Annotated in this window: 11 protein-coding genes, 1 other RNA gene and 1 pseudogene; 11 read left to right on the top strand and 2 right to left on the bottom strand. The window is 39.2% G+C overall.

Annotated elements, in window-relative coordinates:
• From glnA to ABYD77_RS07605, 9 genes and pseudogenes are all read left to right on the top strand, one after another.
• A pseudogene (glnA, locus tag ABYD77_RS07645) lies at window positions 1-147 on the top strand (glutamine synthetase); the annotation flags it as partial.
• 224 nt (window positions 148-371) lie between these two features.
• The gene (locus tag ABYD77_RS07640; RefSeq protein WP_372768589.1) at window positions 372-902 is read left to right on the top strand and encodes a DUF4124 domain-containing protein; all 531 of its coding nucleotides are present in this window, start codon (window positions 372-374) and stop codon (window positions 900-902) included.
• Window positions 903-1002: 100 nt separating this feature from the next.
• Window positions 1003-2082, top strand: coding sequence for a nitrogen regulation protein NR(II) (glnL, locus tag ABYD77_RS07635; RefSeq protein ID WP_372768587.1), 1080 nt, complete (start codon window positions 1003-1005; stop codon window positions 2080-2082).
• Complete coding sequence (gene glnG, locus ABYD77_RS07630; protein WP_372768585.1) at window positions 2079-3476, top strand: nitrogen regulation protein NR(I); 1398 nt, start codon at window positions 2079-2081, stop codon at window positions 3474-3476. The genes glnL and glnG overlap by 4 nt, the downstream gene beginning before the upstream one ends.
• Before the next feature lie 116 nt (window positions 3477-3592).
• The gene (locus tag ABYD77_RS07625; RefSeq protein ID WP_372768583.1) at window positions 3593-7858 is read left to right on the top strand and encodes a PAS domain-containing protein; all 4266 of its coding nucleotides are present in this window, start codon (window positions 3593-3595) and stop codon (window positions 7856-7858) included.
• A 243-nt stretch (window positions 7859-8101) separates the two neighbouring features.
• Window positions 8102-8671 carry a methylamine utilization protein gene (locus tag ABYD77_RS07620; RefSeq protein WP_372768581.1) on the top strand — a complete coding sequence of 190 codons (570 nt, stop codon included), beginning with the start codon at window positions 8102-8104 and terminating at the stop codon, window positions 8669-8671.
• On the top strand, window positions 8649-10982 hold the full coding sequence (locus ABYD77_RS07615) for an EAL domain-containing protein (protein ID WP_372768579.1): 2334 nt from the start codon (window positions 8649-8651) through the stop codon (window positions 10980-10982). The genes ABYD77_RS07620 and ABYD77_RS07615 overlap by 23 nt, the downstream gene beginning before the upstream one ends.
• Window positions 10966-11787 (top strand): DUF3034 family protein, encoded by an 822-nt coding sequence (locus ABYD77_RS07610; RefSeq protein WP_372768577.1) that lies wholly within the window; start codon window positions 10966-10968, stop codon window positions 11785-11787. The genes ABYD77_RS07615 and ABYD77_RS07610 overlap by 17 nt, the downstream gene beginning before the upstream one ends.
• Entirely contained in the window at window positions 11787-12209 is a 423-nt protein-coding gene (locus ABYD77_RS07605; protein WP_372768575.1) for a group 1 truncated hemoglobin, read from the top strand. The genes ABYD77_RS07610 and ABYD77_RS07605 overlap by 1 nt, the downstream gene beginning before the upstream one ends.
• Before the next feature lie 161 nt (window positions 12210-12370).
• Here the strand turns inward: ABYD77_RS07605 and rnpB are convergent.
• Both rnpB and rsmI read right to left on the bottom strand, forming a co-directional pair.
• Window positions 12371-12734, bottom strand: an RNA gene (gene rnpB / locus ABYD77_RS07600) — RNase P RNA component class A.
• A 35-nt stretch (window positions 12735-12769) separates the two neighbouring features.
• Window positions 12770-13651 (bottom strand): 16S rRNA (cytidine(1402)-2'-O)-methyltransferase, encoded by an 882-nt coding sequence (rsmI, locus tag ABYD77_RS07595; RefSeq protein ID WP_372768573.1) that lies wholly within the window; start codon window positions 13649-13651, stop codon window positions 12770-12772.
• Between the two features lie 63 nt (window positions 13652-13714).
• Between rsmI and ABYD77_RS07590 the strand changes: the two genes are divergently transcribed.
• On the top strand, window positions 13715-15592 hold the full coding sequence (locus tag ABYD77_RS07590) for a penicillin-binding protein activator (RefSeq protein WP_372768571.1): 1878 nt from the start codon (window positions 13715-13717) through the stop codon (window positions 15590-15592).
• Between the two features lie 15 nt (window positions 15593-15607).
• On the top strand, window positions 15608-15979 hold the full coding sequence (locus ABYD77_RS07585) for a YraN family protein (RefSeq protein ID WP_372768569.1): 372 nt from the start codon (window positions 15608-15610) through the stop codon (window positions 15977-15979).
• Window position 15980 lies beyond the last annotated feature (1 nt).

The raw sequence follows: 15980 nt of genomic DNA, 5'->3' as shown, positions 1-15980 counted from the left end.
CTAGACGCTGACCGTGAGTTCTTAACTCAAGGTGGTGTATTTACTGACGACCTAATCGATGCATACATCGACCTTAAGTCAAAAGAAGTAGAAAAATTAAACATGACAACTCACCCAGTTGAGTTTGAAATGTACTACAGCGTGTAATTATTATACGCCTCCAGATTCATTTTATTGTTTCAATGTGTGTTCCTAAGCCCGTTCTGCGGGCTTTTTTTGTGGAAAAATTAACGTATATATTATAAATTAGTATTACTTATACCGTAGGGAAGTGATTCACTGCAGGTTTTGTTGTGGGTTTTACCCAGGAACGGGCTTTCTTGTCAGTTCAGTACTAAAATAATAACAATATACGTAAGCAAGGATCCGATGTGGCTTTTAGAAGCGCTCTGCTATCACTATTCATTTTTTTTATGCTAATACCTTCAGCAGAGGTTTCTGCGAAAGAAATTTACATGTGGCGTGATGAAAATGGTGTTTTGGTCTTTTCTGATACCAAGCGACCCGGTGCTAAGGTTATTTCATTGGCAGATGATAAAGTCACCAGTATGAAAAAGGCAGACACTTCAGTCTTCGAAAAAAGCGATATTCAAACTAAAGCGATCGAATACGGCATTGAGATTGTTTCTCCAAGCCACGAAGACACCATTCGTGATAATACGGGTTCATTACATGTATCTACTCGTATAACACCAAGCTTTAATCCAAAATTCAAAGTCCAACTACTGTTCAATGGTAAACGTAATACTCCTCCACAATCAAATGCAGTTTTTGTAATGCGCAATGTTGATCGCGGCGCCCATACTATTCAAGCCCAACTCTTTGATGAAAAAGGCATTGCCATCGCAACAAGCGAGCAGATTACCTTTTTTATGCATCGCGCCAATCGCATCGCGAAATAACTCACCTCTATGGCTAAATACGGAACATTTCTTGCTTTTTAATAGTAAGTCTCAATTTCGATTGATTTTAGTTAAAATAGCGCACTAAAATGGTGCAATGATGCTTAAAGACATATCTAACTATATTAAGTTACTAGAACACCTTACAAGTTGCGTTTTGTTGGTTGATGGCAAGTTTAAACTTTATTATGCCAATACCAGCTCAAGTGAATTATTTGGTATTAGCACCAAACGCATTGTTGCAACTAATTTTAAGCAATTGTTTCATTACCACTCTATTGATTTAAAAAAGATTCTAGAAAACACCTTTAATAGCGGAAATGATTGTGTCCAGCATCGTGCCAATGTGGTTTTTAACGATGGCAGGCATGCAACAATTAGTCTTTCCGCGCGTAGAATCGAACTAGATAATCAACTTTTAATGCTGCTTGAATGCCGCTCTTTAAACCAAGAACTCAAACATGATCAAGCCTCTCATCAGATGCACCAACAAAGTGCAGCACGAAATTTAATCCGCGGCCTCGCCCATGAGATTAAAAACCCACTAGGTGGTATTCGCGGAGCTGCGCAATTATTACAGTACGAAACTGACCAACAAGAGCGCGAACAATGTGCTAACTTAATCATTGAACAAGCCGATCGCCTGACTGAACTCGTCGATCGCTTACTTGGGCCAAATCAACTACCAAAAAAAGAGTGGTTCAATATTCACCAAACACTTGAGTCTGTAATTAAACTTAGTCTGCTGGACAACCAGCATAAGATTAGACTGATTAAAGATTACGATCCGAGTATTCCCGATGTTTACATAGACAACGGAAAAATCCAGCAAGTGCTACTTAATATTGTTAAAAATGCACAACATGCGCTCAACAAGCTTGCAGAGTTAGGCACTATAACACTGAAAACTCGGGTGAAACACCATATTAGGCTACATAACAAAGCCTTTAAAAATGCCTTATTAATTCAGGTTATCGACAACGGCCCAGGCATCGATGAATCTCTGAAAGAAACTCTTTTCTTTCCAATGGTTACCAATAAAGATGGTGGTTCGGGCCTCGGCCTTGCTATTGCGCAAACCCTGATTGACCAACACAAGGGTTATATCGAATGTGATAGTTGGCCTGGCCATACCGAATTTAATATCTATTTACCCCTTTCAATGGAGAAGCCAGAATGAAAACTGTTTGGATAGTTGATGATGATGCTTCAATTCGTTTTGTTCTCGAAAAAGCACTTAAACGCGCCGGTTTTAGTACTGAGTCATTCGCCAGCGCAGAAGCGGCAGCATCAGCACTAGAATATGACCAACCGACAGTGCTTATTTCTGATGTCCGAATGCCAGGGCAAGATGGCATGTCATTACTTGAAAATATCGTTGAGCAGAACCCTGGATTACCCGTAATTATTATGACGGCGCATTCAGACCTCGATTCTGCTGTACAGGCTTTCCAAAAAGGGGCATTTGAATATTTAGCCAAGCCATTTGATTTAAATGAAGCTGTTTCACTTGTTGAAAGCGCCTGTCGAGCAAATACACGGGTTAAAATCAAACCCAGTAAACTGGAAAAGAAAGCGCCTGATATTATTGGTGAAGCACCTGCAATGCAGGAAGTGTTTCGCGCCATTGGTAAACTCAGCGCATCAAGTATGAGCGTACTGATAAATGGCGAATCCGGTACAGGTAAAGAGCTTGTCGCAGGTGCCTTACATAACCACAGTCCACGTCGCGAAAAAACCTTTATTGCATTAAATATGGCGGCAATTCCGAAGGATTTAGTAGAATCAGAGCTATTTGGTCATGAAAAAGGCGCTTTCACCGGTGCAGATAGCGTGCGAAAAGGGCGCTTTGAACAAGCCAATGGCGGTACACTATTCCTTGATGAAATTGGTGATATGCCGCTTGATGTGCAAACGCGTCTTTTACGGGTACTGGCTGATGGCGAATTTTATCGTGTTGGTGGACACCAAAGTCTCAAGGTCGATGTGCGTATTATTGCAGCCACCCATCAAGATTTAGAAAAGCTCGCCCGTGAAGGTAAATTCCGCGAAGATTTATTTCATCGCTTAAACGTAGTGCGTTTAAAATTACCTCCTCTGCGAGAGCGAAGTGAAGACATCCAACAACTCGCTAATTACTTTTTAGATAGAAGTGCTAAAGAGCTCAAAGTAGACAGTAAAATACTCTCAAAAGAAGCTGCTAAAAAAATGATGGGATTTACTTGGCCAGGTAATGTGCGTCAGTTAGAAAACACCTGCCGCTGGCTTACCGTAATGACGCCTGGGCAACTTATCAGCATTGAGGACCTACCAAACGAAATCACAGATCAGCAAAAGCATAGCGAAAGCAGCCAAGATTCAGACTGGCAACAACAATTTCAAACTTGGTTTGAAAGTGAGCTAAAACAAGGCAAACACAATATTTGGCCAGATATTCAAAATAAAATAGAAAGCCAAATTATTAAAAGTGCATTAAAACATAGTAATGGTCACAAGCAAGATGCTGCACATTTAATTGGTTGGGGCAGAAATACGCTTACTCGTAAGTTAAAAGAGCTAAATATAGAGCACTAAAATCAAATCAGAATAATTTAAGTAACCATATGTTTTGTATAATTTAATAGTGGCGATAGTCGAATTTTAATGCAATATTTAAGCTCTAAAAATAGCAAAGACAACGAGAAAAATACATGATAAGCACGGAATCTCTAATAACGAGCTTTTCCAAGCGCTATAAATTAGCAATTGCTGCAATCACGATTTTAATTTCTTGCTCATTTTTTATTGTTACTTTGTTTCAAAAACAACAAGAAAACTATATCAGCATTTTAAATACTGCTGGTGAGCTGCGCATGTTGTCGCAACGTATAGCCCTTTTAGCTACACATATCATTAGCCATAACTATGGTGAACAACACCATAAAAAACTGGCTCAAGCTGCAACTAAACTTCGTCAAAGTAACATTCAATTAAAACAACAAATAAGTCTATTCGATAAACAATCTCAAGCTGAAATTACAGCGGTTTATCAAAACCTTTCTTCGCGCCTCGAAGAGTATATAAATAGCGCGTTGTTACTTACGCAAAAGCAAACTCTTTTAGCATCACAACGCGCATTACTTGAGATAGAAAACAGCGACAAACTACTTGTCGACTTACACTTAGTGGTTACTTTATTTGAAAAGGCCATCATAAAAGACAAACAAACCAACAGCGAACTCATTTTTCTAATTTGGCTAGGTGCCTTGATTAGCTTACTAGGAGTTGCGTTTATTCTTCTTAAGCCAAAACAGGCTTGGTTGACAGATACATATACTAAATTGCTTATAGAACTAAATCGCGCTGCTGATTTTGAATTTGCCCTCAATAAACATTCCGCTGTAATCCTAGTCGATCAACATACAAACATTCTGTATTACAATAAAATGTTTACTCACTTTTATGGCTACCAACAAAACGAAATAATCAACCAAACAACACAAATTTTACGCAGTGACAAACATGATGAAAACTACTACGGCAAAATCACCAATGCGCTCACCAATCAAAAGGTCTGGCATGGCGAGCTCTGCAATAAAGCAAAAGACGGTCGACTTTATTGGTTTAGTACTACCATTGTGCCTTTGCGCAGTAATCAACAAAAAAATATAAAATCAATTATCATTCAAAATGATATCACTGAACAGAAGCAGGCAGAATTTGCCTTAAAACGACTTCATGAAATCACCAACAATTTTAATGTACCAATGGGTGATAAAATTAACGCTATGTTGCAACTGGGGTGTGACATATTTCAACTGCCACTTGGCATTGTGAGTGAAATTAGCGAAAACTATAAAGTGCTTTATTGCGCATGCCCTAATAACGAAATATTACCTGAACAAGAATTCGACTTTGAACACACCTATTGCTTTCACACTTTCAATGCCAACACTGCAATTGCATTCAACCATGTTGCGAAAAGCGAAATAGCCGCGCACCCCTGCTATACCAACTTCAAATTAGAAAGTTACATCGGATGTCCAATATTCGTTGAAGGCAAACGTTTCGGTACACTTAATTTTTCAAGTCCTGAGATATCTTCACATCCTTTCACCAATAATGACCTCGAAATTATTCGCTTATTCGCGCACTGGATTGGCTTTGAAATGATGCGTGTAAAACAACAGGACAAGTTACTATCACAACAGCAATTAATGGAAGAAATGAGTGCACAAGCTCAAATTGGTGCTTGGGAATATAATGTATCTGATAACACACTTTATTGGTCAAATATGACCAAACGTATACATGAGGTAGATGAAGAGTTTGAGCCCGTTGTAGAAACTGCTATTGATTATTACAGAGAAGGTGAAAACCGCGAACGCATAGCCGAGTTAATGCGGCGCGCAATTGAAGAAGGCAAACCATTCCAAGAAGAGCTTCAACTTATCACTGCCAAAGGTAAAGAAATTTGGGTTGCTGCACGCGCACAACCAGAAATGGCAAATGACCAATGTTTACGTGTCTTCGGTTCATTCCAAGACATTACCGACCGCATCGCTGCACAAAATACCTTAAAAGAAACAAACCAACGTCTTGAGTTTGTCATGCAATCTACCAGTGTGGGTATTTGGGATTGGGATGTAGAGAGTGGTAAGACGATATTTAATGAACGCTGGGCAACAATGATTGGTTACACCCTAGATGAACTAACCCCTACTTCAGTAGATACCTGGATGAGTCTACTTCACCCAGAGGATTTAGCAAAAGCAGAGAAACAGCTACAACTACATTGGCAAGGTGATGCGCATCATTATAGTTGTGAAACCCGCATGAAACATAAAAATGGCGATTGGGTTTGGGTACTCGATACAGGAAAAATTGTTGAACGCCATGCTGACGGCTCACCGAAGCGAATGATAGGTACCCACCTTGATATTCACCAATCAAAGCAAGCTGAAATTGAAATTCAAGATAAAAATGAACGTATGGCCCTTGCAGCAGACTCTGCTGCTATCGGTATTTGGGATTACAATGTACAAACTCAAGAGCTAAAATGGGACCAGTGGATGTTCAAGCTTTATGGTATTGAACATACAGAGTTTATAGGTGCATATGAAGCATGGGAACAAGGATTACACCCTGACGATAAAGCAAAAGCAGTCGCAACCCTAGACCATGCGCTCGAAACCAATTCAAAGTTCGATACCGAATTTAGAATTATTACTCCCCAAGGTGTAACTCGATACATTAAAGCTGCCGCAATTAATAAACTAGATGCGAACGGAAAAGTATTAAATATGGTTGGAGTAAACTATGACATTACCGAACGTGTAGAGAATGAAATAGCCTTAACGAAAGCTAAATTAGATGCTGAAGCGGCTGTTATTGCTAAAGATGAATTTTTAGCAAGCATGAGCCATGAAATTCGCACACCAATGAATGGCGTCATTGGTATGCTAGACCTGCTTGACCGTAGTCAGCTCGATGAAGAGCAAAATCATCGTATATCCATAGCCAAAAACAGTGCTAACTCACTACTTAATTTGATCAATGACATTCTTGATTTTTCCAAAATTGAGGCGGATAAGCTCGAAATAGAACATATCCAATTTGACTTGAATTTACTGCTTTCCGAGGTTGCCGAACTGTTTGCTATTCGAGCCGAAAGTAAAGGGCTTGAACTGATATTAGACACCTCGAGTTTAAACAAACACAATATTGTTGGTGATCCAAGCCGTATTCGCCAAATTCTCTCAAACCTCATTAGCAACGCCATTAAGTTTACCCATCAAGGTGAAATTGTGTTCAGCGCCTCCCTTGAAAATGAAAGCCCCGAATGTTGGCGACTAAAATTAGTGGTCAGGGATACCGGTATTGGTATTGCTCCAAATAAACAGCAACAAGTATTTGAACTTTTCAGCCAAGAAGATTCTTCTACTACACGAAATTACGGGGGGACAGGGTTAGGATTAGCGATTGTTAAAAAGCTATGTAACCGAATGGACGGTGATGTCACTCTAGTTAGCCAACAAGGTAAAGGCAGTGAGTTCACGTGTAATGTTCGCGTAAAAAAAGCAACAAAAGACACGCTGTTACAGCCTAGTGTACCGATCGACAACCTTAAAATTTTAGTGGTTGATGACAATCATACTAACTGTGAAATTTTAACCAAGCAGCTTAATAACTGGGGTGCCAACGTTATTGCGCTCACAAGCGCAGATGAAGCATTGTCTTTATGTCACTCACTAAAAGGTCAACCGTCACAATTTGACGTAGCGATATTAGATAGACAAATGCCAAAAATGAGCGGTGATATGCTTGCCAAAGAGCTGCAAACAGATAGCGAACTTAGCAATATTAAACTTATTATGATGACATCAATGCAAAACAAAGGTGATGCTCAATATTTTGCCGATATTGGCTTTAGTGGCTATTTTCCAAAACCAGCCACTGGCGCACACTTACTTGCTGCATTACAAATCATTGTCGATAATGGTGAACCACTTAAACAAGCGCAGCCATTGCAAACAAGGCATTATATTAACGAATTGAGCGCACCAGAAAACAATTTAAAAGACTTAGTTTTACCTAAATTAAATATTTTGCTGGTCGAAGATAACAAAGTAAATCAGTTGGTTGCTAAAGGCATATTAGCAAAGCTTAATCAACAATGTGAGCTAGCTGAAAATGGCCTTGAAGCACTTGCTAAATTGAAACAAGCAAAAACACCATTCGACGTTATTTTTATGGATATTCAAATGCCTGAAATGGACGGCTATCAAACAACACAAGCTATTCGCCAAGGACAAGCTAGTGAGCAACATAAAAATACAACAATTATTGCAATGACAGCCAATGCAATGTTAGGTGATAAAGAAAAATGCCTTAACGCTGGTATGAATGAGTACATCTCTAAGCCCATCTCAATTGATGATGTTGAAAGTACCTTAGTTAGTGTTGTGAATTCATAGTTATACCTTGCAATCTTCCAGTAAGCAAAAACCATAAAAACATAACAAATTGAAATTAAATAATATATTTCTGCCGACTTTTGTCTCAGTAAGTGGACGATAGCATTTAAGCTAACTAATATTGTTTAAGGAATACAATTTACATTCGGGAATTTTATATTGTCCTCTTTTCTAAATCATCTTTTGTTAAGCTTAACCCTTCTCGCTCTTTTTGAGGCTAAAGCCAGTGTTACTTTTTTAATTATGGATCAGCACAACCAACCACTGGAAAATGCGCTTATTGAAATAGAGCTCAAGCAAAAAGACACACAGCAACAAGCTGACAAAACCCTTTATGTAATGGACCAAATTAACAAAACATTCAAACCGCACATTTTAGCTATTCCGCAACATGCTTTAGTGAATTTCCCCAATAGTGATGATATTCGTCACCATGTCTACTCGTTTTCAAAAGTTAAGCCCTTTGAGTTGAAGCTATACGCAGGAAAACCTAAATCACCTATTTCATTTGACCAATTAGGTGTTGCCGTTTTAGGGTGCAATATTCATGATTCAATGGTGGGATATATTTATATTCACGATAACAATCTAATCTACCAAAGCGATAGTAGCGGAATAATAAATCTCGAAGCTTCCATCGATTCAATTGCTAACGCGTGGCTTTGGCACCCAAGAAACAGCAAAGGGGTAAACCAAAAGGAAATAATCGACGTAAATACCCTAATTCAAAATGAAAGCCCTGTAATAAAACTAACTATTATGCCGCCCGAAACTAGAGAAAGCTTCGAAGATGTTTTTAAATCAGTTCAATAAACTCGGGTTAAAGTCACAAATAACTTGGCTTTCTGCTTTTTTAATCATTATTACAGCCACTTTATTAACAGCCAATTATTGGCTAACAACGGCTAACTATGTGGAACAACAACTCAAACAGCAAATCCATTTTGCACAAAATGTGTTACAGCAGAATTTAAAACAACAAGAGCAAGTTCTCATCACCAGTGCCAACGTGCTTACAGCTGATTTTGGCTTTAAACAAGCTGTAGCAACACTAGACACAAAAACCCTACAAAGCGCCTTACTTAATCATAGCCAACGAATTAAAGCTGATTTAATGGTTTTGGTTGACCTTAATGGGGAGTTTATAGCGAGCAATGATCAAACTCACTATACATCGAAACTAGTGCAAGAGCATATAAAGTCAATGCCGTTTAAAACCGCACAAGCTCAAATAATAAGTATTCAAAACAATGTTTATCAAATTATTTTAGTGCCTGTAAAAGCACCTAGAACAATTGGGTATGCGATTATTGGCTTTCGATTTGACCAATCGACACTACGTCAATTACGCGAACTTCTATCATTAGATATCAGCTTTATTTCAGGTGAGACAATTTTTCAGTCTAGCTTGTCTGAAGGCAACCTTGCCAATGAAAACCTTATGGCGCCAAATCAACAAGGAATACAATTATTACTTTCGTCAGCGAAATTTTTTCATCAAACCATTGAACTGACAAATACCCAAAATATCAGTGTGGTACTTTCAGCGTCTTTACAACAAATTCATAGCGACTTTAAACGCTTAGTAGTGGCAACGATTATCGCTACACTGTTAATTTTAATTTTTGCTATCAGCTTTTCGCGGGTTTTATCTAAACGCGTGACTCACCCTTTAAAAAAGCTTATGGGACTAACTAAAGGTATTAGTGCAGGCAATTTTGTGGTGCCAAAAGTGGAAGGTAGCTTCTCAAATGAACTTGCCAAGCTCTATCAGGATTTTGAAGTGATGAGCAATGCCATTAAGCAAAGAGAGCAAAAAATAACGTACCAAGCGGAAAGAGATTTATTAACTGGCCTTAATAATCGTTATAAAACACTTAGCGACCTTAATTTACTGTTTTCTAAAAATATCCAAATAGCGGTTATTAACTTTAATATTAAAGGCTTCAAAACATTAAATGATACAATAGGTACGGTTAATGGCGATAAGATTTTACAAGAAATAGCCAAACGCTTAAGCAATTACAAAAAGCTTTCTCAATCGAGTGAGTGCACCTTACTTTCGCGATTGCATGCAGATGAATTTTTAATTGCTATCAACATTTCCAATGTAAAACAAATAAATAACATCATTACACAGCTGCGCAATGAACTGGAGCGCCCTTTCTATATTGATGAAATTGTACTTTCACTGCAGCTCTACTATGGCATTGCCAATTCGATTGAGCATGGAAATAACAGCGAAAAGTTAATTCGAAGAGCTGCTATGGCAGCATCTAATGCGTTAAAAAATAATAACACCTTACTTTTTTACCAAGATGGTGAAGACGAAGCGTATTTGTATAAACTTAGTTTAATTGAGGAACTTAAAGATGCGCTGGAACAAGGTGGTTCTAACCTCTTTTTAAATTATCAACCCAAACTCAATCTAAAAACCAAGAAAGTTGATAAAGCAGAGGCACTTATTCGTTGGATTAACAAAGAGGGTGAGTTTGTTAATCCAGAGCTATTTGTTGCGCTAGCAGAACAATCAGGATTAATCGTTACACTTACGCAATGGGTGATTCGCCAAGCAGTAATGCAGATTTCACTTTGGAATGAACAACAATTTAATCTTAATGTTTCAATTAACTTATCTGCGCAAGATATTCAACATGAGCAATTTGTATATTTTTTGCTTGAGACGAGCGCAGAATATAACGTTGATCCTTCCTGTATCATTCTCGAATTAACAGAACGTGATATCGCCGATAATGAAGCATTGGTTGTGTCGCGCTTAACACATTTAAAATCATTAGGTTTTGAAATTTCTGTTGACGATTATGGCATCGGTCAATCCTCACTAGCAAAGCTCAAAAACCTGCCTGTTGATGAACTAAAAATTGATAAATGTTTTATTCTTAAACTTGATGAATCTCAAGAAGATCAAGATATCGTCGCATCTACAATCGCCCTTGCTCATAAACTTGGCCTTAGAGTGGTCGCTGAGGGGGTTGAGAATTTGGCAAGCCTTGAATTACTCAAACAATTTAACTGTGACTATATTCAAGGGTATTACCTTGCAAAACCGCTCAAGGCTGAGCAATTAACTCAATGGTATTTTGACTATGTTTCGGCTCATTAGTTGTTTATTATTTTTTTCAGCATTTTATTGCTCTGCAAATGGCAAAATCCTCGCGACGCCTGGTGTATCTCAAGTAGAAGGCTCGGCTGGTGGAGGATTAGTGCCATGGGCGCAGCTTGCAGGATATGCCACCGAAGATGAGTGGGCACTTTCGGGGTTTTGCACGCAAGCGAATGTCGATGACTTTGAACTCAGTACATGCGGTTTTCAAGCAAACGTATTTGACCGCGTTGAATTTTCTTTTGCTGAGCAAAAATTTGATGTACTCCCACTTTCAACCACCTTAAAACAAAATATTATTGGCACCAAAGTAAGACTTTATGGCGATCTTGTCTATAGCCGTTATCCGCAACTTTCAATTGGTATTCAGCATAAGCAGCTAGATACCGCCGATATTGCCTTTACCCTTGGTGCAAAAGATGACACTGGTACCGATTTCTACCTTGCAGCCAGTAAGCTGCATTTAGGCGCGCTTGCAGGCTATAACTTACTTTGGAATGCCACGCTGCGCCACACGTCAGCCAATGAAATGGGGCTACTTGGCTTCGGTGGTTCACATCAAAATAGTTGGCTACAAGTTGAAGTATCTACCGCTATTTTAATTAACAAACATCTTGCTATTGGCACTGAATATCGTCAAAAGCCAAATAATTTGGGGCTAAAAGAAGATAACTGGCATGATATATTTGTTGCGTGGTTTCCCAATAAACGTCTCAGTATTACCGCAGCCTATATCAATTTAGGCACCATTGCTGGCATCGAGAAACAACAAGGCTGGTACATTTCATTAATGGGGTATTTTTAATGAAGACGATAATTCCTTTTTACCTTACGGCTTTGTTGCTTACAGGTTGCGCTCACCTAAACCAAAATCAAACCCTTTATCAGCAGCTTGATGGTCAGCAAGGCATCGAAAATATTGTAGATAGTTTTATTAAACGCATTGCACAAGACAAGCAAGTCTTTCACTATTTTGCTAAAGCCAGCGTAAGCCACTTCCGTGCTGGATTCATTACCCATTTATGCGATGCCGCAGACGGGCCTTGCGAGTATAAAGGCGATAATATGGTCGACATTCACACAGGCATGAATATCAATGAAGCTGACTTCAATCGTATTGTTGAGCTACTAGTAAAAGCAATGGAAGATAACAACGTAAGTTATCCAGTACAAAACCGGGTACTTGCCAAGCTAGCACCGCACCGCGCAGACATTATTAAGCGTTAACTTAATTTATTCGTAACTGGCTTAACCACCAGCAAGTAACTCCTTTTAACGTAGTACTTAAATGGATTTTTAACCATTGGTAAAAAAGTTGACGTTATTTAATAGAGGATAATCACAAATAAAAAAGCCCAAGCTAAAACGCTTGGGCTTTTTTATTGAATTTGATGAGTCAGCCGGTAAGCCGGGTTCTGTCGTGGATAATCATTCGTCTAGGCCTTGGATCGCTCCAAGGCTCAAGCAACCTACCCGGTTCCGATGTGGGCCACACCATAAGGAACCCTATTTGGTCTTGCTCCGGGTGGAGTTTACCTTGCAACCAACTGTTACCAGTGGCCCGGTGCGCTCTTACCGCACCCTTTCACCCTTACCAGCCTAAGCTGGCGGTCTTCTCTCTGCTGCACTTGTCGTAGGCTCGCGCCCCCCAGCTGTTAGCTGGCACCCTGCCCTGTGGAGCCCGGACTTTCCTCCCCTTTACCCGTGTACCCGAAAGTACAACGATAAAGCAGCGATTATCTGGCTGACTCATGCGCTATTATACGGATTTAACGCTTTGCTGCTAGTTATTCTTGCGCTAACATCGCTTTATACAGCGCATTCTTCTTTAAATTAAAGTAATCAGCTGCAATACCACAGGCTTTTTTAAGTGGCATTTCGCTTTGTAATAACTCAATGAGCTTAATTGCCTCTGGTGACACTTCGCTTTTACTGACTTGCTTGCCTGGCAGCATAAGTACAATTTCGCCTTTTTGGCGAGCTGGATCTTCAGTTAAAAATGCGATTAATTCTAAGACGGTACCACTAAAAAACGTTTCAAAGCTTTTTGTTAGCTCTTTTGCCAACACCACTTTTTGTTCACCTCCAAGAGCCGCCTTCAAATCCTCCAAGCTTGCCATAATACGATGAGTACTTTCGTACATAATACTGGTCATGCCTGAATTATGGGCATCAACAAAGAACTCCTGACGGGCTTTGCTTTTAGCTGGTGTAAAACCTATAAACTGAAAGCGATCTGTCGGTAAGCCTGAACACGATACTGCAGCAATTGCAGCACATGCACCTGGAATCGGACTTACCGATGCACCTTGCTCACGGCATAAATTCACAACCGCATAGCCAGGATCACTAATTAGTGGTGTGCCAGCATCCGATACCAATGCCACATTTAAGCCTTGTTCTAACCAGCCTAACAGCTCACTGGCCTTTTGTTTTTCATTGTGATCATGCACGGCAATCACTTTTGCTTTAATTGAAAAGTGGCTTAATAGTTTATTGGTATGGCGGGTATCTTCGGCAGCAATAATATCAACACTTTGCAAAACATTAAGTGCGCGCTGTGTTATATCTTCTAAGTTACCAATTGGGGTTGCTACAACAAATAATTGACCTTGGCTATTATCTTGGTCTGATGTTCCTAAATTGCTTAGTTTCTGATTATTTGCCATTGAGCTCTCCTACAACAGTTTGTAATATATGACCTAATTGGATAGAAAAAGACTGAGATCAGCGTGCGACTAAAACTATTAGGGTTAACAGCTCTATTTTCCTTGTTATCAGCCTGTAGTACAACTGAAAAAACACCTGTTGTTGAACAGGTCAAAACTCAGCCTAGTATAGAGGCCGATCTCAATGCGCAAAGTTTATATCAAAAAGCACTTTCAAAAAGAGATTTTGATAAAATTCAATTACTTTATACCGCTCGAGATCGCGCTATTGAGGAACAAAATTGGCAATTAGTTATCACCATTTGTGAATTACTTATTGCATCAGATGGCCCAGATTCTGTCCGCAACCACTTATATATCGCTCTCGCCTATACTCAACAGCAAGATTATCACGCTGCTTTGCGTACACTTGAATCACTTAATGCAAAGCTAACATCGCCTATGCATTTCTATTTGCATCAAGAGATTTATGGCAATATTTATGCGGCTCAAGCCTTACCTCATCGAGCTGCACCATATTTAATTCGCGCGTCAGAAACCGCCAATAAACACCAATTTAAAGCTGAAAAAATTAATAAAGTCTTGTGGCAAACATTAAGTCAGTTGTCAGTGAAACAACTCGAAGCTTTAAGTACTGGCAGTAGTATACAGCGCGGATGGGTAAGTCTTGCTCTGTATACCCAACTTTATATTGGCGATGCAACATCATTACAAGCAGCCTTGAATAAGTGGCATTATGCTTATGCCAACCACCCTGCAAGCTTTGCATTGCCAGATAACATGCAGCAAATTATTAACGTAGAGCCTATTCGCGTTAATAAAATAGCAGTTATTTTACCGAGTAATCAAAGCAAACAAAAAGCGCTTGCTCAATCATTAAAAGCAGGTGTTTTAGCCGCTTCAGACAACCATCCAGATCGCGAATTATATTTTATTAACTCAGCTCAAAGTGCAGAGCTAATTGCTGAACAGCTATCTCAACTCAACCCAGACTTTGTCATTGGGCCGTTGCTTAAAGCAAATATCGAAAAGCTGCAACAAGCCGGTACGCTAGATGCTTACCCAACTATGTTTCTGAATACTACACCACAAGCGCTTGAGTCAATTGACCACTTTGCATTTGCGTTAAATCCAGAGCACGAAGTAACGCAAGCTGTTTACCATTTTGTCAATCAAGAGTTTAAGAAACCATTAATAATTGCGCCAGGTAATCGCTTGGGTCAACGTTTAGCAAATCACTTCACTAATCAATGGTTAGAATTCTCTGAAAATGAACCACAAGTCGGTTTTTACGCCAATAAACGCGATGTACAAAAAATGGTGCAAGAACTACTTGAAGTAGATAAGAGCAAACAACGCATCAAAGAAATTAGCCTAATGTTTAAAGGCCAGTTACATGACGAGCCGCGTTCGCGTCGCGATATCGATGCTATTTACATCATCGCAGACGCAACGCAAACACGTTTACTAAAACCGTCTTTTGATGTGAATATTTCGCCATTTGCCAAACGCATCCCTATTTTTGCCAGCTCACGTAGTCACGATATCAAATCGGATAAAACAGATAAGAAAGACTTAGCTGGGTTATACTTTTCTGAAATACCTTGGATGCTCCCTTTAGCAGGTGAGCAGCAAGCATTGCGTAGCGATTTTGATGAAATATGGCCTGAGCAATCAACGTTAGAGCAACAGTTATTTGCCATGGGTTTTGATGCTGTAAAACTCATTCCACATTTGAGGCAACTACAAATGGTTCCAGGAAAAACCTTAACGGGGCTAACCGGCAACCTTACTGTGAACCAAGATGGGGATGTAGAGCGACAATTAAAGTGGGCGCAGTATCAAGAAAAACAAATAGTGACTCTTGATATTAAATCAGAAAAACCAATGCCATTATTTATAAAAAATCACCAACAAGAAACGCAGGAAGCGACTCTATAAAACGAAAGGGAATCTATGGGGTGGACCTCAAAATTATTCAAAAACAGCACAGAGAAAGGTAACTTTTTCGAACTGCAAGCGGAGCAATACCTAAAACAACAAGGCTTGCAGGCTGTTACACGCAATTATAGTTGTCGCTACGGTGAACTAGATTTAGTAATGAACGACGGTAAAACCTTAGTGTTTGTGGAAGTGAAATATCGCAAATCGAATGCTTTTGGTGGTGCAATTAACGCATTATCAGAAGCAAAAAAACAAAAACTAACACGCACAATCTATTATTATTTGAAACAAAACAGCCTAGAAGATTGTTCATTTAGAGTCGACTTTGTTGCCATAAATGGGCAAAATTCTTATCAATATACTTGGATAAAAAGCGCATTTTAAT

It is taken from the genome of Pseudoalteromonas sp., assembly GCF_041629635.1.
Classification (GTDB): Bacteria; Pseudomonadota; Gammaproteobacteria; order Enterobacterales; family Alteromonadaceae; genus Pseudoalteromonas.
This window is presented reverse-complemented; position numbering and strand designations above follow the sequence as displayed.